The sequence below is a fragment of the Streptomyces sp. NPDC039430 genome, assembly GCF_055639435.1.
Genome location: NZ_JBVKAK010000007.1, coordinates 359,003 through 380,122, shown reverse-complemented (window position 1 = coordinate 380,122; position 21,120 = coordinate 359,003). Strand labels below are relative to the sequence as shown.

At 71.0% G+C, this 21,120-nt stretch carries 19 protein-coding genes; 1 reads left to right on the top strand and 18 read right to left on the bottom strand.

Features of this window, described 5'->3' with window-relative positions; genetic code table 11:
• Positions 1–32: 32 nt before the first annotated feature.
• The 8 genes from pyrF to pyrR all read right to left on the bottom strand — a co-directional run bounded on the left by pyrF (position 33) and on the right by pyrR (position 10,376).
• Positions 33–911 (bottom strand): orotidine-5'-phosphate decarboxylase, encoded by an 879-nt coding sequence (pyrF, locus tag ACZ7LS_RS20455; RefSeq protein WP_385134933.1) that lies wholly within the window; start codon positions 909–911, stop codon positions 33–35.
• Entirely contained in the window at positions 908–2,017 is a 1,110-nt protein-coding gene (locus ACZ7LS_RS20450; RefSeq protein ID WP_382527476.1) for a quinone-dependent dihydroorotate dehydrogenase, read from the bottom strand. The genes pyrF and ACZ7LS_RS20450 overlap by 4 nt, the downstream gene beginning before the upstream one ends.
• A gap of 201 nt (positions 2,018–2,218) precedes the next feature.
• Positions 2,219–5,554, bottom strand: coding sequence for a carbamoyl-phosphate synthase large subunit (gene carB / locus ACZ7LS_RS20445; protein WP_382527473.1), 3,336 nt, complete (start codon positions 5,552–5,554; stop codon positions 2,219–2,221).
• On the bottom strand, positions 5,547–6,719 hold the full coding sequence (gene carA / locus ACZ7LS_RS20440; RefSeq protein WP_382527470.1) for a glutamine-hydrolyzing carbamoyl-phosphate synthase small subunit: 1,173 nt from the start codon (positions 6,717–6,719) through the stop codon (positions 5,547–5,549). The genes carB and carA overlap by 8 nt, the downstream gene beginning before the upstream one ends.
• Positions 6,716–7,291 (bottom strand): PH-like domain-containing protein, encoded by a 576-nt coding sequence (locus ACZ7LS_RS20435; RefSeq protein WP_382527467.1) that lies wholly within the window; start codon positions 7,289–7,291, stop codon positions 6,716–6,718. The genes carA and ACZ7LS_RS20435 overlap by 4 nt, the downstream gene beginning before the upstream one ends.
• Positions 7,288–8,577, bottom strand: a complete 1,290-nt coding sequence (locus tag ACZ7LS_RS20430; protein ID WP_382527465.1) for a dihydroorotase — start codon at positions 8,575–8,577, stop codon at positions 7,288–7,290. The genes ACZ7LS_RS20435 and ACZ7LS_RS20430 overlap by 4 nt, the downstream gene beginning before the upstream one ends.
• Before the next feature lie 2 nt (positions 8,578–8,579).
• Complete coding sequence (locus ACZ7LS_RS20425; protein ID WP_382527462.1) at positions 8,580–9,641, bottom strand: aspartate carbamoyltransferase catalytic subunit; 1,062 nt, start codon at positions 9,639–9,641, stop codon at positions 8,580–8,582.
• Positions 9,642–9,734: 93 nt separating this feature from the next.
• Positions 9,735–10,376 (bottom strand): bifunctional pyr operon transcriptional regulator/uracil phosphoribosyltransferase PyrR, encoded by a 642-nt coding sequence (gene pyrR, locus ACZ7LS_RS20420; protein ID WP_385134936.1) that lies wholly within the window; start codon positions 10,374–10,376, stop codon positions 9,735–9,737.
• 221 nt (positions 10,377–10,597) lie between these two features.
• Here pyrR and bldD point away from each other — a divergent pair, with 221 nt between their 5' ends.
• A complete protein-coding gene (gene bldD / locus ACZ7LS_RS20415; RefSeq protein WP_030355502.1) occupies positions 10,598–11,098 on the top strand; it encodes a transcriptional regulator BldD in 501 nt (166 codons plus the stop codon).
• 288 nt (positions 11,099–11,386) lie between these two features.
• Here bldD and nusB read toward each other — a convergent pair whose 3' ends face one another.
• The 10 genes from nusB to mltG all read right to left on the bottom strand — a co-directional run bounded on the left by nusB (position 11,387) and on the right by mltG (position 21,001).
• Positions 11,387–11,815, bottom strand: coding sequence for a transcription antitermination factor NusB (gene nusB / locus ACZ7LS_RS20410; protein WP_030355501.1), 429 nt, complete (start codon positions 11,813–11,815; stop codon positions 11,387–11,389).
• Positions 11,816–11,817: 2 nt separating this feature from the next.
• Complete coding sequence (gene efp, locus ACZ7LS_RS20405) at positions 11,818–12,384, bottom strand: elongation factor P (RefSeq protein WP_326612946.1); 567 nt, start codon at positions 12,382–12,384, stop codon at positions 11,818–11,820.
• A gap of 49 nt (positions 12,385–12,433) precedes the next feature.
• Complete coding sequence (locus ACZ7LS_RS20400) at positions 12,434–13,549, bottom strand: aminopeptidase P family protein (RefSeq protein WP_382527455.1); 1,116 nt, start codon at positions 13,547–13,549, stop codon at positions 12,434–12,436.
• Positions 13,550–13,703: 154 nt separating this feature from the next.
• Positions 13,704–14,630 carry an AAA family ATPase gene (locus ACZ7LS_RS20395; RefSeq protein WP_385134939.1) on the bottom strand — a complete coding sequence of 309 codons (927 nt, stop codon included), beginning with the start codon at positions 14,628–14,630 and terminating at the stop codon, positions 13,704–13,706.
• Positions 14,631–14,769: 139 nt separating this feature from the next.
• Positions 14,770–15,210 (bottom strand): type II 3-dehydroquinate dehydratase, encoded by a 441-nt coding sequence (gene aroQ / locus ACZ7LS_RS20390; RefSeq protein WP_129772743.1) that lies wholly within the window; start codon positions 15,208–15,210, stop codon positions 14,770–14,772.
• Positions 15,207–16,301, bottom strand: a complete 1,095-nt coding sequence (gene aroB, locus ACZ7LS_RS20385) for a 3-dehydroquinate synthase (RefSeq protein ID WP_382674174.1) — start codon at positions 16,299–16,301, stop codon at positions 15,207–15,209. The genes aroQ and aroB overlap by 4 nt, the downstream gene beginning before the upstream one ends.
• Positions 16,298–16,855, bottom strand: coding sequence for a shikimate kinase (locus tag ACZ7LS_RS20380; protein WP_356513879.1), 558 nt, complete (start codon positions 16,853–16,855; stop codon positions 16,298–16,300). The genes aroB and ACZ7LS_RS20380 overlap by 4 nt, the downstream gene beginning before the upstream one ends.
• Before the next feature lie 89 nt (positions 16,856–16,944).
• Positions 16,945–18,129, bottom strand: coding sequence for a chorismate synthase (aroC, locus tag ACZ7LS_RS20375; protein ID WP_382527446.1), 1,185 nt, complete (start codon positions 18,127–18,129; stop codon positions 16,945–16,947).
• 161 nt (positions 18,130–18,290) lie between these two features.
• Positions 18,291–19,154, bottom strand: a complete 864-nt coding sequence (locus ACZ7LS_RS20370) for a shikimate dehydrogenase (RefSeq protein ID WP_382527444.1) — start codon at positions 19,152–19,154, stop codon at positions 18,291–18,293.
• Positions 19,151–21,001, bottom strand: a complete 1,851-nt coding sequence (gene mltG / locus ACZ7LS_RS20365) for an endolytic transglycosylase MltG (RefSeq protein WP_382527441.1) — start codon at positions 20,999–21,001, stop codon at positions 19,151–19,153. Before mltG ends, ACZ7LS_RS20370 begins: the two co-directional genes overlap by 4 nt.
• Positions 21,002–21,120 lie beyond the last annotated feature (119 nt).

Below are 21,120 nucleotides of genomic sequence, written 5' to 3'. Positions count from 1 at the left end.
GCGTACGCCCCGCACAGGTCCTCCCGCACGCGCTACGCGCCCCCGACCGCCGCCCTCACCTCATCGGCGAAACGCTCCGCCGCCTCCCGCAGCGCGCCGAGGTCCGGACCGTGCCGCAGTACGCCGCGGCTGACGCTCGGGACCACATTGCCGACCGCCGCGCCGAACACGCCCGGCAGATCGGCCGGGGTCGCCCCCTGCGCGCCGATACCGGGCGCGAGCAGCGGCCCGTTGATCGCGAGGTCGACCCCCGCGTCCCCCAGGGTGGCGCCGACGACCGCGCCGACCGAGCCGAGCGGGGTCGCGCCCGCGTTCTCCGCGGCCATGTGGTCCAGCATCAGCTGCGCGACCGGCCGGCCGTCGGCGGCGGTGGCGCGCTGCACCTCCGCGCCCTCGGGGTTGGAGGTCAGGGCGAGTACGAAGACGCCCGAGCCGGAGAGCGCGGCCGCGTCAAGCGCCGGACGCAGCGATCCGAAACCGAGGTACGGGGAGACCGTCACGGCGTCCGAGAAGAGCGGCGAGTCCTTGTCCAGGTAGGTCGCCGCGTACGCGCCCATGGTGGAGCCGATGTCACCGCGCTTGGCGTCCATCAGGACCAGCGCCCCGGCCGCCCGCGCCTCCTCGACGGTCTTCTCCAGGACGGCGGTCCCGCGCGACCCGAAGCGCTCGAAGAACGCCGACTGGGGCTTGAGCACGGCCACCCGGTCCGCCAGCGCCTCCACCGTCGTACGGGCGAAGCGCTCCAGGCCCGCGATGTCATCGGTCAGGCCCCAGTCCGTGAGCAGCGAACCGTGCGGGTCGATGCCGACGCAGAGCGGTCCGCGGGTGTCCATGGCGCGCCGCAGCCGGGCCCCGAAGGGCTCCTCGGGGGCCGCGGCGGGGGTGGCGGTGGGGGTGGCGGTGGGGGTCATGCGGTCACCTTCCGGGTGTCGGCGCCGACGGCCTCGGCGAGCGTGGCGTACGGGCTGACCGCCAGCCTGGCGGCGAGCCCCTTGTGGATCGCGCGGCTCCAGAACGGGCCCTCGTAGATGAACGCGCTGTAGCCCTGGACGAGCGTGGCGCCCGCGAGGATGCGCTGCCAGGCGTCCTCGGCGTTCTCGATGCCGCCGACCCCGACGAGCGTGATCCGGTCGCCCACGCGCGCGTACAGCCGGCGCAGCACCTCCAGTGAGCGCGCCTTCAGTGGCGCGCCGGACAGTCCGCCGGTCTCCGCGGCCAGGGCCGGGTCCGAGAGCAGCCCGAGCCCCTCGCGCGCGATGGTGGTGTTGGTGGCGATGATGCCGTCCAGGCCCAGTTCCACGGCGAGGTCGGCGACCGCGTCGATGTCCTCGTCGGCGAGATCGGGCGCGATCTTGACCAGGAGCGGTACGCGGCGGTGGGTGACGGTGCGGTCGGCGGCCTCGCGTACGGCGGTGAGCAGCGGCCGCAGCTGGTCGACGGCCTGGAGGCTGCGCAGTCCCGGGGTGTTGGGCGAGCTGACGTTGACCACGAGATAGTCGGCGTGCCCGGCCAGCCGCTCCGTGGAGAGCACGTAGTCGCCGACCGCCTCACTCTCGGGGACGACCTTGGTCTTGCCGATGTTGACGCCGACGGTGGTCCTGAAGACGGGCCTGCGCGCCGCCAGCCGGGCCGCCACGGCGGCCGAGCCCTCGTTGTTGAAGCCCATCCGGTTGATCAGCGCGCGGTCGGCGACGAGCCGGAAGAGCCGCGTCCGCGGATTGCCGGGCTGCGGCTCGCCGGTGACCGTACCGATCTCGATGTGATCGAAGCCGAGCATCGTCATGCCGTCGATGGCCACGGCGTTCTTGTCGAAGCCGGCGGCGAGCCCGAAGGGGCCGTGCATCCGCAGCCCGAACGCCTCGGTGCGCAGCTCCCGGTGGCGCGGGGCCAGGGCGGCGGCGACGAACGTACGCAGGACAGGGATACGGGCGGCGAGCCGGATCCAGCGGAACGCCAGGTGGTGGGCCCGCTCCGGGTCCATCCGGCGGAAGACCAGCCTGAAGAAGATCTTGTACATGGAGTGATGTGTCCTCGAACGGAGTGGCGTGGCGTGTCCACGAAGGGGCCTCATGACGAAAGAGACCTCATGGCCTCACGGCGTCACGGCCTCATGCAGCGTGGCCTCATGAAGCGTGACCTCATGAAGCGTGACCTCATGAGCCTCATGACCTCATAAAGAGGGGGACACCGCCTTCGGTGTCCCCCGTCTTCGGGCCGGCTAGCTGTCGCGTGCCGCGGTCAGGCGCCGGGCGTGTTCCTGGAGGGAACGGACGCCGACCTCGCCGTGTTTGAGGGCGTCGATGCCCTGGACCGCGGCGGCCAGCGCCTGGACCGTCGTCAGGCAGGGAACGCCGCGCGCCACGGCCGCCGTGCGGATGTCGTAGCCGTCGAGCCGGCCGCCGGTGCCGTACGGGGTGTTGACGATCAGGTCGACGTCTCCGTCGTGGATCAGCCGGACGATGGTCTTCTCGCCGTCCGGGCCCTCGCCCTCGCTCTGCTTGCGTACGACGGTGGCGTTGATGCCGTTGCGCTTGAGCACCTCCGCGGTGCCCGAGGTGGCCAGCAGCTCGAAGCCATGGGCGACCAGCTCACGGGCCGGGAAGATCATCGAGCGCTTGTCGCGGTTGGCGACGGAGATGAAGGCGCGGCCCTTGGTGGGCAGCGGGCCGTAGGCGCCGGCCTGCGACTTGGCGTACGCCGTGCCGAAGGCGGAGTCGATGCCCATCACCTCACCGGTCGACCGCATCTCCGGGCCGAGGACGGTGTCCACCCCGCGTCCGTGGATGTCGCGGAAGCGCGACCACGGCATCACGGCCTCCTTGACGGAGATCGGCGCGTCGAGCGGCAGCGTGCCGCCGTCGCCCTGGGCCGGCAGCAGTCCCTCGGCGCGCAGTCCCGCGACGGTGGCGCCGAGCGAGATACGGGCCGCCGCCTTGGCGAGCGGTACGGCCGTCGCCTTGGAGGTGAAGGGGACCGTACGGGAGGCGCGCGGGTTGGCCTCCAGCACGTACAGGATGTCGCCGGCCATCGCGAACTGGATGTTGATCAGTCCGCGGACCCCGACGCCCTTGGCGATGGCCTCGGTCGAGGCGCGCAGCCGCTTGATGTCGAAGCCGCCCAGCGTAATGGGGGGCAGCGCGCACGCCGAGTCGCCCGAGTGGATCCCGGCCTCCTCGATGTGCTCCATGACGCCGCCGAGGTACAGCTCGGTGCCGTCGTAGAGCGCGTCCACGTCGATCTCGATCGCGTCGTCGAGGAACCGGTCCACCAGGACGGGCCTGGTGGGACTGATCTCGGTGGACTCGGCGATGTACGAGGCGAGCCGGATCTCGTCGTACACGATCTCCATGCCGCGCCCGCCGAGCACGTACGAGGGACGGACCAGCACGGGGTAGCCGATCTCGTCGGCGATGGCCTTGGCCTCGGCGAAGGTGGTGGCGGTGCCGTGCTTGGGCGCGGGCAGCCCGGCCTCGGCGAGCACCCGGCCGAAGGCGCCGCGGTCCTCGGCGGCGTGGATCGCCTCGGGGGGCGTGCCGACGACCGGTACGCCGTTGTCCTTGAGCGCCTGGGCGAGGCCGAGCGGGGTCTGGCCGCCGAGCTGGACGATGACGCCCGCGATGGGCCCGGCCAGCGTCTCGGCGTGCACGATCTCCAGGACGTCCTCCAGGGTGAGCGGCTCGAAGTAGAGCCGGTCGGAGGTGTCGTAGTCGGTGGAGACGGTCTCCGGGTTGCAGTTGACCATCACGGTCTCGTAGCCCCCCACAGGAGTCGGCGCCGTGCTGAGCGCGAAGGAGGCGTGGACGCAGGAGTAGTCGAACTCGATGCCCTGGCCGATCCGGTTGGGGCCGGAGCCGAGGATGATCACGGCGGGCTTCTCGCGCGGCGCGACCTCGCTCTCCTCGTCGTACGAGGAGTAGAAGTAGGGGGTCTTCGCGGCGAACTCGGCGGCGCAGGTGTCGACCGTCTTGTAGACCGGGCGGATGCCGAGCGCGTGCCTGACCTCGCGGACCACGTCCTCGCGCAGCCCGCGGATACCGGCGATCTGGGCATCGGAGAAGCCGTGCCGCTTCGCCTCGGCGAGCAGCCCGGGGTCGAGCTCGGGCGCCGAGGCCAGCTCGTCCGCGTACTCCTTGATCAGGAACAGCTGGTCGACGAACCAGGGGTCGATCTTCGTCGCGTCGAAGACCTCCTCGGGGGTGGCACCGGCCCGGATGGCGTGCATGACGGTGTTGATCCGGCCGTCCGTGGGGACCTTGGCGGTCTCCAGCAGGGCGGCCTTCTCGGCGGGGCCGCCCGCCTCGCCGGTGAAGTCGAACTGGCTGCCCGCCTTCTCCAGCGAGCGCAGCGCCTTCTGGAGCGCCTCGGTGAAGTTACGGCCGATGGCCATGGCCTCGCCGACCGACTTCATGGTGGTGGTGAGGCTGGCGTCCGCCGCCGGGAACTTCTCGAAGGCGAAGCGCGGCACCTTCACGACGACGTAGTCGAGCGTGGGCTCGAAGGACGCCGGGGTCTTCTCGGTGATGTCGTTGGGGATCTCGTCCAGCGTGTAGCCGACGGCGAGCCGGGCGGCGATCTTCGCGATCGGGAAGCCGGTGGCCTTGGAGGCGAGCGCGGAGGAGCGGGAGACGCGCGGGTTCATCTCGATGACGATGACCCGGCCGTCCTCGGGGTTGATCGCGAACTGGATGTTGCAGCCGCCGGTGTCGACGCCGACCTCGCGGATCACGGCGATGCCGATGTCCCGCAGGATCTGGTACTCGCGGTCGGTGAGCGTCATCGCGGGCGCGACGGTGATCGAGTCGCCGGTGTGCACGCCCATCGGGTCGAAGTTCTCGATGGAGCAGACGACCACGACGTTGTCGTGCTTGTCGCGCATCAGCTCCAGCTCGTACTCCTTCCAGCCGAGGATGGACTCCTCCAGGAGCACCTCGGTGGTCGGGGAGAGCATCAGGCCCTGGCCGGCGATCCGGCGCAGGTCCTCCTCGGTGTGCGCGAAGCCGGAACCGGCGCCGCCCATGGTGAAGGAGGGGCGTACGACGACGGGGTAGCCGCCCAGTTCGTCGACGCCCTTGAGCACGTCGTCCATGGAGTGGCAGATGACCGAGCGCGCGGACTCGCCGTGGCCGATCTTGGCGCGGACGGCCTTGACGACCTCCTTGAAGAGGTCGCGGTCCTCGCCCTTGTTGATGGCCTCGACGTTGGCGCCGATCAGCTCGACGCCGTACTTGTCGAGGGTGCCCGCGTCATGCAGCGAGATCGCGGTGTTGAGCGCGGTCTGCCCGCCGAGGGTGGGCAGCAGCGCGTCGGGGCGCTCCTTGGCGATGATCTTCTCGACGAAGTCGGGGGTGATCGGCTCGACGTAGGTGGCGTCGGCGATCTCCGGGTCCGTCATGATCGTGGCGGGGTTCGAGTTGACCAGGATGACCCGCAGGCCCTCGGACTTGAGGACGCGGCACGCCTGGGTACCGGAGTAGTCGAACTCAGCGGCCTGGCCGATGACGATCGGTCCTGAACCGATGACCAGGACGGACTGGATATCGGTGCGCTTAGGCACGCTGGCCCTCCATGAGCTGTGTGAAGCGGTCGAACAGGTACGCGGCGTCGTGCGGGCCCGCCGCCGCCTCGGGGTGGTACTGGACGCTGAAGACCGGCCGGTCGAGCAGCCTGAGCCCCTCGACCACGTTGTCGTTGAGACAGACGTGGGAGACCTCGGCGCGGCCGTAGGGGGTCTCGGAGACCCGGTCGAGCGGTGCGTCGACGGCGAATCCGTGGTTGTGGGCGGTGACCTCGACCTTGCCGGTCGTACGGTCCTGCACGGGCTGGTTGATCCCCCGGTGGCCGTACTTCAGCTTGTACGTGCCGAACCCGAGCGCGCGGCCGAGCAGCTGGTTGCCGAAGCAGATGCCGAAGAGCGGGGTGCCGCGCTCCAGCACGCCCTTGACGACGGTGAGGTCGGCGGTGGCCGGGTCGCCGGGGCCGTTGGAGAGGAAGACCCCGTCCGGCCCGGTCGCGTACACCTCGTCGAGGGTGGCAGTGGCGGGCAGGACGTGCACCTCGATGCCGCGCTCGGCCATCCGGCGCGGGGTCATGCCCTTGATGCCCAGGTCCAGCGCGGCGACGGTGAGGCGCGCCGTGCCCAGGGGCAGCTCTTCGCCGTCGGGGCCGATCGCGGGGACCACGTACGCCCGCTCGGTGGCGACCTCGGCGGACAGGTCGGCGCCGGTCATCTCGGGGGCCCGCTGGACACGGGCGAGCAGTGTCGCCTCGTCGGCCAGGGAGGCGCCGGAGAAGATGCCGACGCGCATCGCGCCGCGCTCGCGCAGATGGCGGGTGAGCGCGCGGGTGTCGATGCCGCTGATGCCGACGACGCCCTGGGCGACCAGTTCGTCGTCGAGGGAGCGCCGGGAGCGCCAGTTGGAGGGGGTGCGCGCGGGGTCGCGTACGACATAGCCGGAGACCCAGATCCGCCGCGATTCGGCGTCCTCGTCGTTGACGCCGGTGTTGCCGATGTGCGGCGCGGTCATCACGACGACCTGGCGGTGGTACGACGGGTCGGTCAGGGTCTCCTGGTAGCCGGTCATACCGGTGGAGAACACCGCCTCGCCGAAGGTCTCCCCCACGGCGCCGTAGGCGCGGCCGCGGAAGCTGCGGCCGTCCTCCAGGACGAGTACGGCGGGAGTCGCCTTGTCGCGGGCGGTCCCCGGGGTGGAGGTGGTCATCGTGCGGGGCCTTCCGTCGTCGTGAACTGGTTCATGTTGATGGCCTCGACCCAGGCGGTGTGCTCGGCGGAGTGGTCGGAGCGGAAGCCGGAGTCGATCAGCTTGTCACCGTGCTGCCAGGTGACGATCAGCAGCCCGCCCTCGGCCAGCACCTTGCCCGCGATGCCCTTGTCGAGCCGGGCCTCGCGCAGCTGGGCGGCCGGGACGAAGAAGTCGTTCGCGCCGGGGCGTACGACATCGAGCCCCGCGTCCGTGAGCGTCAGCTCGACGCGGCTGCGGGCGCCCAGGCCATGGGCCACGATCCGGTCGAGCCACTGTCCCGCGGTCGTGGAGCCGTGGTAGCGGCCGCTCATGGTCAGTTTGGCCTCACCGGGCGCTTCGGGCGCGCCGGGCAGCTCCGGCAGATCGGACTGGAGGCTGCCGCGCCATTTCCAGCCCTGGCGCATCAGCCAGTACACGAAGGCGATGAAGAGCAGCAGGCCGAGGACCCAGCCGATCCGGGCGGCCCAGTCGGTCACCTCCGCCGATTTCTGTTCGGCGGCCAGTGGAAGCAGAAGGTTCGCAGTACTCACGCCAGATTCCCGTCGACGACCGTGGCACGGCCCCGCAGGAAGGTGTGGGTCACCCGCCCCGGCAGCTCACGCCCCTCGTAGGGGGTGTTACGGCTGCGGGAGGCGAACCCCGCGGGGTCCACGGCACCACGGTATGCCGGATCCACCAGCGTGAGGTTGGCGGGCTCACCCGGCGAGACGGGGCGGCCGTGGCCGTCGAGCCTGCCGATGCGGGCCGGGCGGAACGACATGCGGTCGGCGACCCCGGCCCAGTCGAGCAGTCCGGTCTCGACCATCGTCTCCTGGACCACCGACAGCGCCGTCTCCAGCCCCACCATGCCCATGGCGGCGGCGGCCCACTCGCAGTCCTTGTCCTCGTGCGGATGCGGCGCGTGGTCGGTGGCGACGCAGTCGATCGTGCCGTCCGCGAGCGCCTCGCGCAGGGCCGTCACATCGGCCTCGGTGCGCAGCGGCGGGTTCACCTTGTAGACGGGGTTGTACGACCGTACGAGTTCGTCGGTGAGCAGCAGATGGTGCGGGGTGACCTCGGCGGTGACGTTCCAGCCCTTGGACTTCGCCCAGCGGACCAGCTCCACCGAGCCGGCGGTGGAGAGATGGCAGATGTGCACCCGGGAGCCGACGTGGGCGGCGAGGAGGACATCGCGGGCGATGATCGACTCCTCGGCCACGGCGGGCCAGCCGCCGAGTCCGAGCTCGGCCGAGACGATGCCCTCGTTCATCTGGGCGCCCTCGGTCAGCCGCGGTTCCTGGGCGTGCTGGGCGATCACTCCGTCGAAGGCCTTCACGTACTCCAGCGCGCGGCGCATGATCACGGCGTCGTCCACGCACTTGCCGTCGTCGGAGAAGACCCGGACGGTCGCGGCGGAGTCGTGCATCGCGCCCAGCTCGGCCAGGTGCTTGCCCGCCAGGCCGACCGTGACGGCGCCGACGGGCTGGACGTCGCAGTAGCCCGACTCCCTGCCCAGCCGCCACACCTGCTCGACCACCCCGGCGGTGTCGGCCACGGGGAAGGTGTTCGCCATGGCGTGGACGGCGGTGAATCCGCCCACGGCCGCGGCCTTCGTACCGGTCAGGACGGTCTCGGAGTCCTCGCGGCCGGGCTCGCGCAGATGGGTGTGCAGATCGACCAGGCCCGGCAGCAGGATCCGGCCCGCGGCCTCGACGACGGTCGTCGTGCCGTCCGCCGGCAGCCCGGTGCCGACCTGGGCGATGGTCTCGCCGTCGATCAGTACGTCCTGTGCCTCGCCGCCGAGTACCCGCGCGCCCCGGATCAGAATCTTGCTCATGGTTACTTGTTCTCCTCGGCGTTCGGGGTGTGCGCGGGGCGCTCGGTATCAGGGGTGGCGGCGGGCGACGGGCGGGAGTGGGTGACGGCGGGCTCGTTGCCGCCCAGCAGCAGATAGAGCACGGCCATCCGGATCGAGACACCGTTGGCGACCTGCTCGACGGCGGTGCAGCGGTCGGAGTCGGCGACCTCGGCGGTGATCTCCATGCCGCGGTTCATCGGCCCCGGGTGCATCACGATCGACGTCTCGGGCATGCGGCCCATGCGCTCGCCGTTCAGCCCGTAGCGGCGGGAGTACTCCCGCTCGGTCGGGAAGAAGGCGGCGTTCATCCGCTCGCGCTGCACCCGCAGCATCATCACGGCGTCGGACTGGGGCAGCACCCGGTCCAGGTCGTACGAGACCTCGCACGGCCACCGCTCGACGCCGATCGGTACGAGCGTGGGCGGCGCGACCACGGTGACGTGGGCGCCGAGCGTGTGCAGCAGCAGGACATTGGAGCGCGCGACCCTGCTGTGCAGCACATCGCCGACGATGGTGACGCGCCGCCCGTCGAGATCCCGCCCGATGCCCGCGTCCGCGCCGACGAGCCGGCGGCGCAGGGTGAAGGCGTCGAGCAGCGCCTGTGTGGGGTGTTCGTGCGTGCCGTCGCCGGCGTTGACGACCACGCCGTCGATCCACCCGGAGGTGGCGAGCCGGTACGGGGCGCCGGAGGCGCCGTGCCGGATGACGACGGCGTCGGCGCCCATCGCCTCCAGGGTCAGCGCGGTGTCCTTGAGCGACTCGCCCTTGGAGACGGACGAGCCCTTGGCGGAGAAGTTGATGACGTCGGCCGACAGGCGCTTGGCGGCGGCCTCGAAGGAGATCCGGGTACGGGTCGAGTCCTCGAAGAAGAGGTTCACCACGGTGCGGCCGCGCAGGGTCGGCAGCTTCTTGATGGGCCGGTCGGCGACGCGCGCCATCTCCTCGGCGGTGTCGAGGATCAGGACGGCCTCGTCGCGGCTGAGGTCGGCGGCGGAGATGAGATGGCCGGGTGTGCGGGGGCCGGCCCCCGGGAGGCGCAGCATCTGGAGAGTGCTCCGTTGTGTGGGTGTGCGGGCGTGCGGGCGTGCGGGCGCGCGAAGGCATCCGTACGGGATGGGTGGCGTACGGAGGCGTTGCTAGCGGTCGCCGGACGCGGCGGGCTGCTTGAGGCCGAGCAGCACGGTGTCCCGGCCGTCTTCCTCCGCGAGCTGGACCTTGACCGTCTCGCGCAGCGAGGTGGGCAGGTTCTTGCCTACGTAGTCGGCGCGGATCGGCAGCTCGCGGTGGCCCCGGTCGACGAGTACGGCGAGCTGGACGGCGCGCGGGCGCCCGATGTCGCCGAGCGCGTCGAGGGCGGCGCGGATCGTACGGCCGGAGAAGAGCACGTCGTCGACGAGGACGACCAGCCGTCCGTCGACGCCGTCGCCGGGGATGTCGGTACGGGCCAGCGCGCGGGCGGGCCGCAGGCGCAGGTCGTCGCGGTACATGGTGATGTCGAGGGAGCCGACGGGGATCGAGCGGCCGGTGATCTCCGCGAGCTTTCCGGCCAGCCGGCGGGCCAGGAAGACTCCGCGGGTCGGAATGCCGAGCAGCACCACGTCGTCGGCGCCCTTGGCGCGTTCGACGATCTCGTGGGCGATACGGGTCAGGGCCCGTGCGATGTCGGGGGCTTCCAGGACGGGGCGTGCGGCCTCGCCCGCGCCTTCCGCCCGGCCGGCCCCGCCGCTGTGATCCGTCAGGCCGGTGTCACTGATGTCGCTGGTGTCGCTGGTGTCCATATGAAACGGACCTCCTTCTCCGCCTCACGGGACGGATCTTAAAGGACGTCGAAATTACGCCACCCAGGCTAGCAGGAGGCCATGGGAGTACTTGGTCGCACCCCTGTCCTGGCACGGCGGGAAGCCCACCGCGGACCTTGAGGGGACTCCTTCGGCTTGACGCATCCAAGTAACGCTGCGTAACCTCACAGTGAGTTACCAGACTTCGTCCGGGGAGCTATATGTCCAGCGAATACGCAAAGCAGCTCGGGGCCAAACTCCGCGCCATCCGCACCCAGCAGGGCCTCTCGCTCCATGGCGTGGAGGAGAAGTCCCAGGGCCGCTGGAAGGCAGTGGTGGTCGGTTCGTACGAGCGTGGCGACCGTGCCGTCACGGTGCAGCGCCTCGCCGAGCTGGCGGATTTCTACGGGGTCCCCGTGCAGGAGCTTCTTCCCGGCACGACCCCCGGCGGAGCCGCCGAGCCGCCGCCGAAGCTCGTCCTCGACCTGGAGCGGCTGGCCCATGTGCCGCAGGAGAAGGCGGGCCCCCTCCAGCGTTACGCGGCGACGATCCAGAGCCAGCGTGGCGACTACAACGGCAAGGTGCTGTCGATCCGCCAGGACGACCTGCGCACGCTCGCCGTGATCTACGACCAGTCGCCCTCGGTCCTCACCGAGCAGCTGATCAGCTGGGGCGTTCTGGACGCCGACGCGCGCCGTGCGGTCGCCCACGAGGAGGGCTGACCCAGCCCGCCGCCGACCAGCAGAAACGTCACCTCCGGAGGGTGGGTCCCGTATGCCGTACGGGCCCGCCCTCCAGTGCGTTCAGCGCCCCGCGAGCCGTGGCCGCGAACCCCGGGAAAGGTGCAAAGCGCCGGACGGGGCTGGGACAGCCCGCCCGGCGCTTTCGCGGTACGCCGCCGCTCGGTACGCGCCTGCTCTCGGTGCGCCGACTCGCGGTACGTCGGCCGGTGCCGTGATCCGGAGTGATCCGGTGGTTCCGGAGTGATCCGGTGGTTCCGGAAGCCGCGCTCAGACGCGGCGCAAGCTCGGCTTGAGGTCCTTGAACCGGCCGAGCAGGCCGTTCACGAAGGACGGGGAGTCGTCGGTGGAGAACTCCTTGGCGAGCTGCACCGCCTCGTCGATCACCACCGCGTCCGGAGTCTCGTCCACCCACACCAGCTCGTACGCGCCGAGCCGCACGATGTTCCGGTCGACGACCGGCATGCGGTCGAGCGTCCAGCCCACCGAGTAGGTGGAGATGAGCTCGTCGATGCGGTCCGCGTACTCCGCGTACCCCTCGACCAGTTCCATCGTGTACTCGCCCACCGGCGGCTGGCGGTCGTCGGTCCGGGCATGCCGTATCCAGTCCGCGAGGACCGTCTGCACGGACGCCCCGCGCTGGTCGGCCTCGAAGAGAATCTGGAAGGCGCGCTTACGGGCCTTGTTCCGGGCAGCCACGGTTAGCTGTTCACCCGGCCGAGGTACTCACCGGAGCGCGTGTCGACCTTGATCTTCTCACCGGTGGTGATGAAGAGCGGGACACCGATCTCGTAGCCGGTCTCCAGCGTGGCGGGCTTGGTGCCGCCGGTGGAGCGGTCGCCCTGGACGCCGGGGTCGGTGTGCTGGATCGTCAGCTCGACGGCGGCGGGCAGCTCGACGTACAGCACCTCGCCCTCGTGGGCGGCGACGGTTGCCGTGAAGCCCTCGATCAGATAGTTGGCGGCGTCGCCGACCGCCTTGCGGTCGACCATCAGCTGGTCATAGGTCTGCATGTCCATGAAGACGAAGTACTCGCCGTCCATGTACGAGAACTGCATGTCGCGGCGGTCAACGGTGGCCGTCTCGACCTTCACGCCGGCGTTGAAGGTCTTGTCGACGACCTTGCCGGAGAGCACGTTCTTCAGCTTGGTACGCACGAAGGCCGGGCCCTTGCCGGGCTTGACGTGCTGGAACTCGACGACGGACCAGAGCTGGCCCCCGTCGAGCTTGAGCACCAGGCCGTTCTTGAGGTCGTTCGTGGAAGCCACGGTTGCGGAATCTCCTGGACTGAAGCTGGTGGACGACCGAGGGTGCGCGCTAGAGCGCGAGCAGTTCCTTGGTCGTGATGGTGAGTAGCTCGGGTCCGCCGTCCGCCTCGGGGCGGACGACGAGCGTGTCATCGATCCGGACACCGCCCCGGCCCGGGAGGTGGACCCCCGGTCCGACGGTGACCGGCACACAAGCGTCCAGTTTACCCATGGCCGCGGGGGCGAGCTGCGGGTCCTCGTCGATTTCGAGTCCGACACCATGTCCCGTACGGGGTGCGAGCCCCTCGCCGTGCCCCGCCACCTCCAGCGGATGCCGGGTGGCGTGGTCCACCTCGCGGTAGCCGGCGCTCGGCACAAGGGCCTCCCGACCTGCCCGTTGTGCCGCGAAGACCAGCTCGTACAGCTCGATCTGCCAGTCGGCGGGGGAGGTCCCGATGACGAACGTGCGGCCGATCAGACAGCGGTAGCCGCGGTAGTCGGCACCGAGACTGACGGAGAGGAAATCGCCCTCCTCGACCCGGCGGTCCGACGGATGGTGCCCGCAGCGGCCGGAGTGGGGGCCGGTGGCGACGGCGGTCGGGAAGGCGGGGCCGTCGGCGCCGTGGTCGACGAGGCGCCTCTCCAGCTCCAGCGCGAGATGGCGTTCGGTACGGCCCACCAGGATCGACTCCAGCAGCTCGCCCAGCGCCTGGTCGGCGATCTCGGCCGCGATCCGCAGGCAGGCGATCTCCTCCTCGTCCTTGACGATCCGCTGCTGCTCGACGGCGCCGCCCAGATCGGTCAGCCGCAGCCGTGGCGCCACGGAACCGATCGCGCGGTGGCGGGCGACGGTCAGATGGTGCTCCTCCACGGCGAGGGTCCCGGCGACCGACGAGCCGAGGGTTCCGGCGGCGGCGATGGCGGGGTCGCCGGTGGCGTGGTGCAGGACGGTGAGCCGGAGGTGTTCGTCGATCCGCCGTCCCCCGGCGTCGTCGTCGGCGGGGGGACGCGGGCAGAACAGCATGTCTCCGCCGGGACCGGCACCGAGCAGCAGGACGGCGCCGGGGGGCGCCCCGCCCGCGAGATAGCGGACATTGGCGGGGCGGGAGACCAGGGCCGCCGCGTCGCCCGCCGCCGAGCACCGGTCACGCAGCCGCGCGCGGCGGGCCGCATACACGTCTGACATGACCCGAGCGTATGAGCGAGGGCGTCACCCGGCCGGTTCAGCGCGTCCGACCGGGGGGCGCGGCTCGCGCCGCGGGGCACGGCTCGCGTACCCGCCCACGCACCACTGTCAGCCGCCGGCCTCGGCCGTCAGCCGGCCATGGGCCCGTCGGCCGTCACCAGCTGGGCGGACTCGTGAGGGAGCGGGCGAGGACGTCGTCGAGAACCCGGGCCGTGGTCTCCACGTCGTACTTGGAGTTGTCGATGATCGGCAGCCCGGAGCCGTACCAGCCGGCCATGCGGCCGTGGATGCTGGCCACCTCCTCGTCGGAGAGCCTGCGGTTGCCGCTGCGTTCGGCGTTGCGCTCCAGCACGATCTCCAGCCCCGGCAGCAGCACCACCGGCAGCAGCCCGGGGCCGACATGGCGCTTCCAGCCCCCGAGGCCGACGACCGGCCGGTCGGGGAAGACCGCGTCGTCCAGGATGCAGGAGATGCTGTTGGCGAGGAAGTTGCGCGCGGCGAAGCCGCAGGTGCGGCGGGCCAGCCGGTACTGCGCCTCGGAGTGGTCGTTCCATCCGGACTGCGGATCCGCGAACCCGGAGCAGACCCATTCACGGACGTCGTCCAGGCTGATGTGCGCGGTGGGCACCCGGCGGCTCATGGCCCAGTGCCTGGCCACGGTCGTCTTGCCGGCGCCTGCCGGGCCGATCAGCAGGACGGCGAGGGTCGCCGCGCCGGTGCCGCCCTCGGGGGCCGGTGGCGATGCGGGGAGGGGCACCGGGCCGCCGGGCGGCAGCTTGATGTGCCCGGTGGAATCCCCGGAGGACGGCGCGGCGGGCGGCCCCTGCGGCGGTACGGGCGCGCCACGCGGGACGTGTGGAGCATGCGCCGGAGCAGGTCCAGGTCCGGGCGGCTGGTGGGGGCCGGGCGGGTGATGCGGCGCGGGCATGTGGTGCGGCCCCGGAGGCTGCTGGGGTGCGGGGGGCTGAGATGGCACAGGAGGTCGCTGTGACCCCGGTTGCGCCCCTTGGTGCGCCCACCCGCCGGATCCGTACCCCGGTCCCTGGGAAGGCGGCAACGGAGCCCCCGCTGACTGCTGCATCCGGTGCCACTCCGTCTCGTGCGACTGACGCTGGTCGGCGGCTCCCTGCCCTGTCGGCCGCGCGCTACCGAACGGTACCGCCCCCGGCCGCCACACTGGCAACGGCCGGGGTGCGTCAACAGTGCCCCGTCAGCCCCCGTCAGCCGGTCACTTCCTCCGCGAGCGCGCGCAGGGCGAGCCGGTACGAGCCGATGCCGAAGCCCGCGACCGTACCGCTGGCGACGGCCGCGACCACCGAGGTGTGGCGGAATTCCTCCCGTGCGTACGGATTCGAGATATGCACCTCGATGAGTGGCGCGGTGCGCTGAGCTGCCGCGTCCCGCATCCCGTACGAGTAGTGGGTGAACGCACCGGGGTTGAGAACGACCGGAATTGAGCCATCCGCGGCCTCGTGCAGCCAGCGGATCATCTCGCCCTCGTCGTTCGTCTCACGGACGTCGACCTCGAAGCCGAGCTCCTTGCCCAGCTCACGGCAGGCGTCCACCAGACCCGCGTACGAGGTCGCTCCGTAGACATCGGGCTCGCGCGAGCCGAGCCGGCCGAGGTTGGGGCCGTTGAGGACGAGGACCCGTCGGGTCACGCCGACACCTCCCCGTACGCGGCGAGCAGCACCGCCGGGTCGGGCCCCTCCAGGACGGTGGGTTTGGCGAGCCCGTCCAGCACGATGAACCGCAGCAGATCGCCGCGGGACTTCTTGTCGACCTTCATCGTCTCCAGCAGCTTGGGCCACTGGTCACCACGGTAGGTCAGCGGCAGCCCGACGGACTCCAGCACGGAGCGGTGCCGGTCCGCGGTCGCGTCGTCCAGCCGGCCGGCGAGCCGGCCCAGTTCTGCGGCGAAGACCATGCCGACGGAGACGGCCGCGCCGTGCCGCCACTTGTAGCGTTCGTTCTTCTCGATCGCGTGGGCCAGGGTGTGGCCGTAGTTCAGGATCTCGCGCAGCCCGGATTCCTTGAGGTCGTTGGAGACGACCTCGGCCTTGACCCGGATCGAGCGCTCGATCAGTTCGGCGGTGTGCGGGCCGGAGGGCGTGCGCGCGCCTTCGGGGTCGGACTCGACGAGATCGAGGATGGCCGGGTCCGCGATGAAGCCGGCCTTGATGATCTCGGCCATGCCGCTGACGTAGTCGTGGACGCCCAGCGAGTCCAGCGCGGCGAGGTCGCAGAGCACCCCGGCGGGCGGGTGGAAGGCACCGACGAGGTTCTTGCCCTCCGCGGTGTTGATACCGGTCTTGCCGCCGACCGCGGCGTCGACCATGGCGAGCACCGTGGTCGGTACGGCGATCCAGCGCACCCCGCGCAGCCAGGTCGCGGCGACGAACCCGGCCAGGTCGGTGGTGGCGCCACCGCCGACACCGATGATCACATCGGTCCGGGTGAAGCCGGTCTGTCCGAGCGCCTTCCAGCAGTACGCGGCGACCTCGGCGGTCTTGGCCTCCTCGGCGTTGGGCACCTGGATCGCGACGGCCTCGTACCCCTGGTCCGCCAGATCCTGGCGCAGCGCCTCGCCCGTACCCTCCAGCGCCTCGGGGTGCAGGACCGCGACCCGCTTGGCCTTCGGGCCGACGAGCGCGGGCAGCTCCCCCAGCAGTTGCCGGCCGACCAGCACCTCGTACGGGTCGTGCCCGGCCGTGCCGCCGACCTGGATACGAGTGACTGTCTGGTCCGTCATGCGGGGTTCTCCTTGCCGGGGGTCCGGAGTTCTTCTGCCGGGAGGTGCTTGAGCTCCAGCGCGTCGAGGACCGCCTCGGCGACCTCTTCGGGGGTGCGGTCGTCGGTCGGGACCACCACCCGGGCCACATCCGTGTAGTGATGGCGGCGGGCCTCCATCAGCGTCTTCCACTGCTGGCGGGGGTTGACGGCCAGCAGCGGGCGGGCGATGTTCAGTCCGACCCGCTTCACCGCCTCACCGACCTCCATCGAGAGATAGACGACGGGCAGCCCGGCGAGCAGCTCACGCGTGGCGGCGTCGAGGACCGCGCCGCCGCCGAGGGCCAGTACGCCCCGGTGCTCGGCGACCGCCAGCCGTACCGCCTCGCGCTCCAGCTCGCGGAAGCGCGGCTCGCCCTCGTCGACGAAGATGTCCGCGATCGACCGTCCCTGGGTGGCGACGATGTCGGCGTCGCTGTCGCGGAAGCCGGTGCCGAGGCGCTCGGCGAGCAGTTCACCCACGGTGGACTTGCCGACGCCCATCGGCCCGACCAGCACGATGACCGGTGCGCTCACCCGATCCGCCCCCTTCGCCTTCACCGGATCTGCCTTCTTCGCCTTCACCGGATCTGCCTTCTTCGCCTTCTCCGCCGGATCCGGCCCACTCATCGGATCCGCAGGTTGTCGAGGTACGAGCGCACGTTGCGCCGCGTCTCGGGCACGCTGTCGCCGCCGAACTTCTCGGCGACCGCGTCCGCGAGGGTCAGCGCGACCATGGCCTCGGCGACGATGCCCGCGGCCGGCACGGCGCACACGTCGGAGCGCTGGTGGTGCGCCTTCGTGGCCTCGCCGGTGACCACGTCGACGGTGGCCAGTGCGCGCGGCACGGTCGCGATGGGCTTCATCGCGGCCCGTACGCGCAGCAGCTCACCGGTCGTCAGCCCGCCCTCGGTGCCGCCGGAGCGGCCTGACGTGCGCCTGATGCCGTCGTCGGTCGCCACGATCTCGTCGTGCGCCTGCGAACCGGGCACCCGCGCCAGTCCGAAGCCGTCGCCGACCTCGACGCCCTTGATCGCCTGAATGCCCATCAGGGCGGCGGCGAGGCGCGCGTCGAGCCTGCGGTCCCAGTGCACGTGCGAGCCGAGCCCGACGGGCACTCCGTACGCGAGCACCTCGACCACGCCGCCGAGGGTGTCGCCGTCCTTGTGGGCCTGGTCGATCTCCGCGACCATCGCCTCGCTCGCGTCCGCGTCCAGGCAGCGCACCGGATCCGCGTCCAGCTTCGCCACATCGGACGGGACCGGGTACACCCCGTACGGAGCCTTGGCGGCGGCCAGCTCGACGACATGGGACACGATCTCGATCCCGGCCGTCTCCTTCAGATACGAGCGGGCCACCGCGCCGAGCGCGACCCGCGCGGCGGTCTCCCGCGCGCTGGCCCGTTCCAGGACCGGCCGTGCCTCGTCGAAGCCGTACTTCTGCATGCCGGCGAGGTCGGCGTGGCCGGGCCGCGGCCGGGTCAGCGGCTCGTTACGGGCGAGTCCCGCCAGCACGTCGGGGTCGACCGGATCGGCCGCCATGACCTGTTCCCACTTGGGCCACTCGGTGTTGCCCACCATGATCGCGACGGGCGATCCCATGGTCAGACCGTGCCGTACGCCGCCGAGGAAGGTGACCTCGTCGCGCTCGAACTTCATCCGGGCACCGCGTCCATAGCCGAGGCGCCGCCGGGCCAGGTGGTCCGCCACCATCTCCGTGGTGATGGGCACACCGGCGGGAAGTCCCTCCAGTGTCGCCACGAGTGCGGGGCCGTGGGACTCCCCCGCGGTCAGCCAGCGCAACCTGCTCAACGGTGCTCCTCATACTCGCGCCCAGAACTGCAGCGGCACGACCGGGTGCGCGGCCCTGGCCCGCCTTGTCCGATCCTCCCACGGCCGGGCCGCCGACCGGCGACACGGTCCGATACGCGGACAAAGACGTGCGGAGAGTGACGGACGGCGGGCGCCCGCCGTCAGGACGGGAACGAGGACGAGGAGGGGGACGAGGACGAGCCGAGCGCGGCGGTTCCCGCCGCCCGCATGACGGCGAGCGGCGCGGGCGAGCGGCCCGTCATCAGTTCCACCTGGAGCACCGCTTGGTGCACCAGCAGGTCGAGCCCGCCGATGACCGCCCCGTCGCGCGCGGACCAGGCCGCCGCGAGCGGTGTCGGCCAGGGCTCGTACAGCACGTCGAAGAGCGTCCCCGCCCCGGCCGGGACGGCCGCGGTCAGCTCGTCGGTGGCACCGGCCGGGGTGGTGGCGATCACGAGGGGGGCGTGCAGCGCCTGGTCGGCCTCCGCCCAGTCGGCGACCCGGACATCGACGCCGAGCCGCTCGGCCCAGCCCCGCATCTCGGCCGCGCGGGTCTCACTGCGTACGTACGCGGTGACCGGGCCCGTGCAGATCAGGGCGAGCGCCGCGACGGCGGACGAGGCGGTCGCGCCCGCCCCGAGGATCGCCGCGGACTCCACCTTCTCGACACCGCGCTCACGCAGCGCGGCGATCATGCCGGGGATATCGGTGTTGTCGCCCCTGTGCCGGCCGTCGTCGCCGAAGACGACGGTGTTGACCGCCTCCACGGACGCGGCGGTGTCGGTGATCTCGTCCAGCAGCGGGATGACGGCCCGCTTGAGCGGCATGGTCAGCGAGAGACCGGCCCAGGACGGATCGTCCCGCAGCGTCTCGAAGAAGCCGGGCAGCCCGACCTCTCCGACCTCGAACCGGTCGTACGACCAGCCGTCGAGGCCCAGCGCGTCGTACGCGGCGCGGTGCAGTACCGGGGACAGGGAGTGGGCGATGGGCGATCCGAGGACCGCCGCCCGCCGATGTCGGGTCACGGTTTCTTGCTTTCCTTCTCGTACTGCTGGCGGTTCTCCTCGTGCTCCTCATTGGTGACGGCGAAGAGCGTCTTGTCCGAGGTCACCGAGACGAAGTAGTACCAGGGACCGTCCGCGGGATCGATCGCCGAATTCAGGGCGTCGGCACCCGGGTTTCCGATCGGGCCCGGTGGCAGACCCTTGATGTCGTACGTGTTGTACGGGTCCTTGATCTTCCTGAGATTGTCGACCGCACCGATGTCCAGGCGGCTCTGGCTCTTGATGTAGTTGACCGTGGAGTCGAACTCAAGACGTCCGACGGTCTCCGTGTTGTTCGGCTGGAGGCGGTTGTAGACGACGCGCGCGACCTTCTCGAAGTCGTGCTTGTACTTGCCTTCCGCCTGGACGAGGCTCGCGACCGCGATCAGCTGGAGCGGTGAATCCAGTCCGAGCTTCTCGGCCTCGCCCTTGAGGTCCTGCTTGCCGTATTCGGCGTTGGCGCGGGTGACCATCTTCTTGAGGACGGCCTCGGGCTTCATTCCCTTGGCGACGGGATAGCTCGCGGGGAAGAGGAAACCCTCCAGCGGATCCTTGATGTCCTTGTTGTCATTCGCCCACTTCGGCAGACCGAGGTTCTTGGCCTCCGCCTTGGCGACAGCGGCGGTCTCGCCCGCCTTGAGTCCGAGCCGTTTGTCGATCTGCTCGTAGACCCAGACATTGCGCCTGCCCTCGGGAATGACCAGGGCGTTGCGGCTGCTCGGGCTGAGCATGGTCTTCACCGCGTTCGCCGCGGACATTTTCTTGCTGAGGCGGTATACGCCCGCCTGAATGGTATTTCCCTTGGGATTCGCCTGCTGCGCGGAGACAAAGGCGCGCTGGCTCTTCACCACGCCCTTCTTCACCAGGAGTGCGGCGATCTCATAACCGCCGGCCCCCTGCGGAATCTCCACCTCCACGGAGCCCGATCCGGTGCCGGCGAAGTCCGGCGGCGGGCCGAATTTCGTCTGCCAGTACTGGTAGCCGACATAACCGACGCCACCGACACCGCCGACCAGCACCGCGGCCACCACCACGCAGGCGACGCCGTTGCGGCCCTTCTTCTTCGTCTTGCCGCGCCGGTCCCGGCCGCCGCCCCGGCGGCCCTCGCCCGGTTCGGCGTCCTCGCCGTCGCCGTCGCCGTCACCGGTGAAGAAAGGATGGGTCTCCTTCTGCTGCCCGTCCTCCCAGCCCTCGTCCTGCTCGGGCGCCGGCTCCGGCTCGGCACGTCGCTGAGCGGGCGGCTGCGGCGGCGGATACGCGTCGGCGGTGGCGTAGTAATCCTGGTTGTCGCCGTAGCCGGCGGGCTGCTGTGCGTCGTAGGACGTACCGGGCTGTCCGCCGTACGGCATGGTGGCCTGCTGGCCGTTGTCCCAACTGCCGTTGTACTGCGGGTCGTTGTACTGCGGCTGCGGATGCTGCTGATGTGACTGGCGCGCCTGATGGGCGTGCTGCTGCGGCTGCTGGGAATGCTGCTGGTGGGGCTGCTGCTGACCGCCGTACTGCTGGGCGTGGTGGGGCTGCTGGGCCTGCTGCGCGTCGCCGTACTGGGGGGTGTGGTACTGCTGCCCGTCGTACTGCGGCTGCTGCTGCGCCTCGTAGTGCGGCTGCCCACCGTGCTGCGGGTGGTACTGCTGCTGGTACGGGTCCTGACCGGCCCCGTACTGCGCCTGCCCCTGCGGGTGCGGCTGCTGCGCGTACTGCTGCTGAGGCTGCCCGGCATAGGGAGCGCTGCCGTCGGTGGCCTGCTGTGCCGCCCACCCCTGGTCCCCGTACAAGGGGTCCTCGGGGTGCCACGGTTCGGAGCCGGGGCCCCGGCCATAGTCAGTCATCGATCCCCTAGAGCCGCGAGGCGCTGATCGCGGAGCGCCGTGGCACCACGTCCTTTTCGCCTCTTTGCTGTGCGGCAGCTGTTCGAACACTGCCGCATCGCGCGGAACGTTACCGTATC

Coding starts and splice junctions, on each gene's coding strand:
- ACZ7LS_RS20425 (WP_382527462.1), bottom strand. CDS start 9,641: ATGCTGCGCCTCCCGGGGGCCGGCCCCCGCACACCCGGCCATCTCATC.
- ACZ7LS_RS20430 (WP_382527465.1), bottom strand. CDS start 8,577: ATGAGCAAGATTCTGATCCGGGGCGCGCGGGTACTCGGCGGCGAGGCA.
- bldD (WP_030355502.1), top strand. CDS start 10,598: ATGTCCAGCGAATACGCAAAGCAGCTCGGGGCCAAACTCCGCGCCATC.
- aroB (WP_382674174.1), bottom strand. CDS start 16,301: ATGACGGACCAGACAGTCACTCGTATCCAGGTCGGCGGCACGGCCGGG.
- pyrF (WP_385134933.1), bottom strand. CDS start 911: ATGACCCCCACCGCCACCCCCACCGCCACCCCCGCCGCGGCCCCCGAG.
- mltG (WP_382527441.1), bottom strand. CDS start 21,001: ATGACTGACTATGGCCGGGGCCCCGGCTCCGAACCGTGGCACCCCGAG.
- ACZ7LS_RS20450 (WP_382527476.1), bottom strand. CDS start 2,017: ATGTACAAGATCTTCTTCAGGCTGGTCTTCCGCCGGATGGACCCGGAG.
- ACZ7LS_RS20400 (WP_382527455.1), bottom strand. CDS start 13,549: ATGTCAGACGTGTATGCGGCCCGCCGCGCGCGGCTGCGTGACCGGTGC.
- ACZ7LS_RS20395 (WP_385134939.1), bottom strand. CDS start 14,630: ATGCAGCAGTCAGCGGGGGCTCCGTTGCCGCCTTCCCAGGGACCGGGG.
- pyrR (WP_385134936.1), bottom strand. CDS start 10,376: ATGGACACCAGCGACACCAGCGACATCAGTGACACCGGCCTGACGGAT.
- carA (WP_382527470.1), bottom strand. CDS start 6,719: ATGACCACCTCCACCCCGGGGACCGCCCGCGACAAGGCGACTCCCGCC.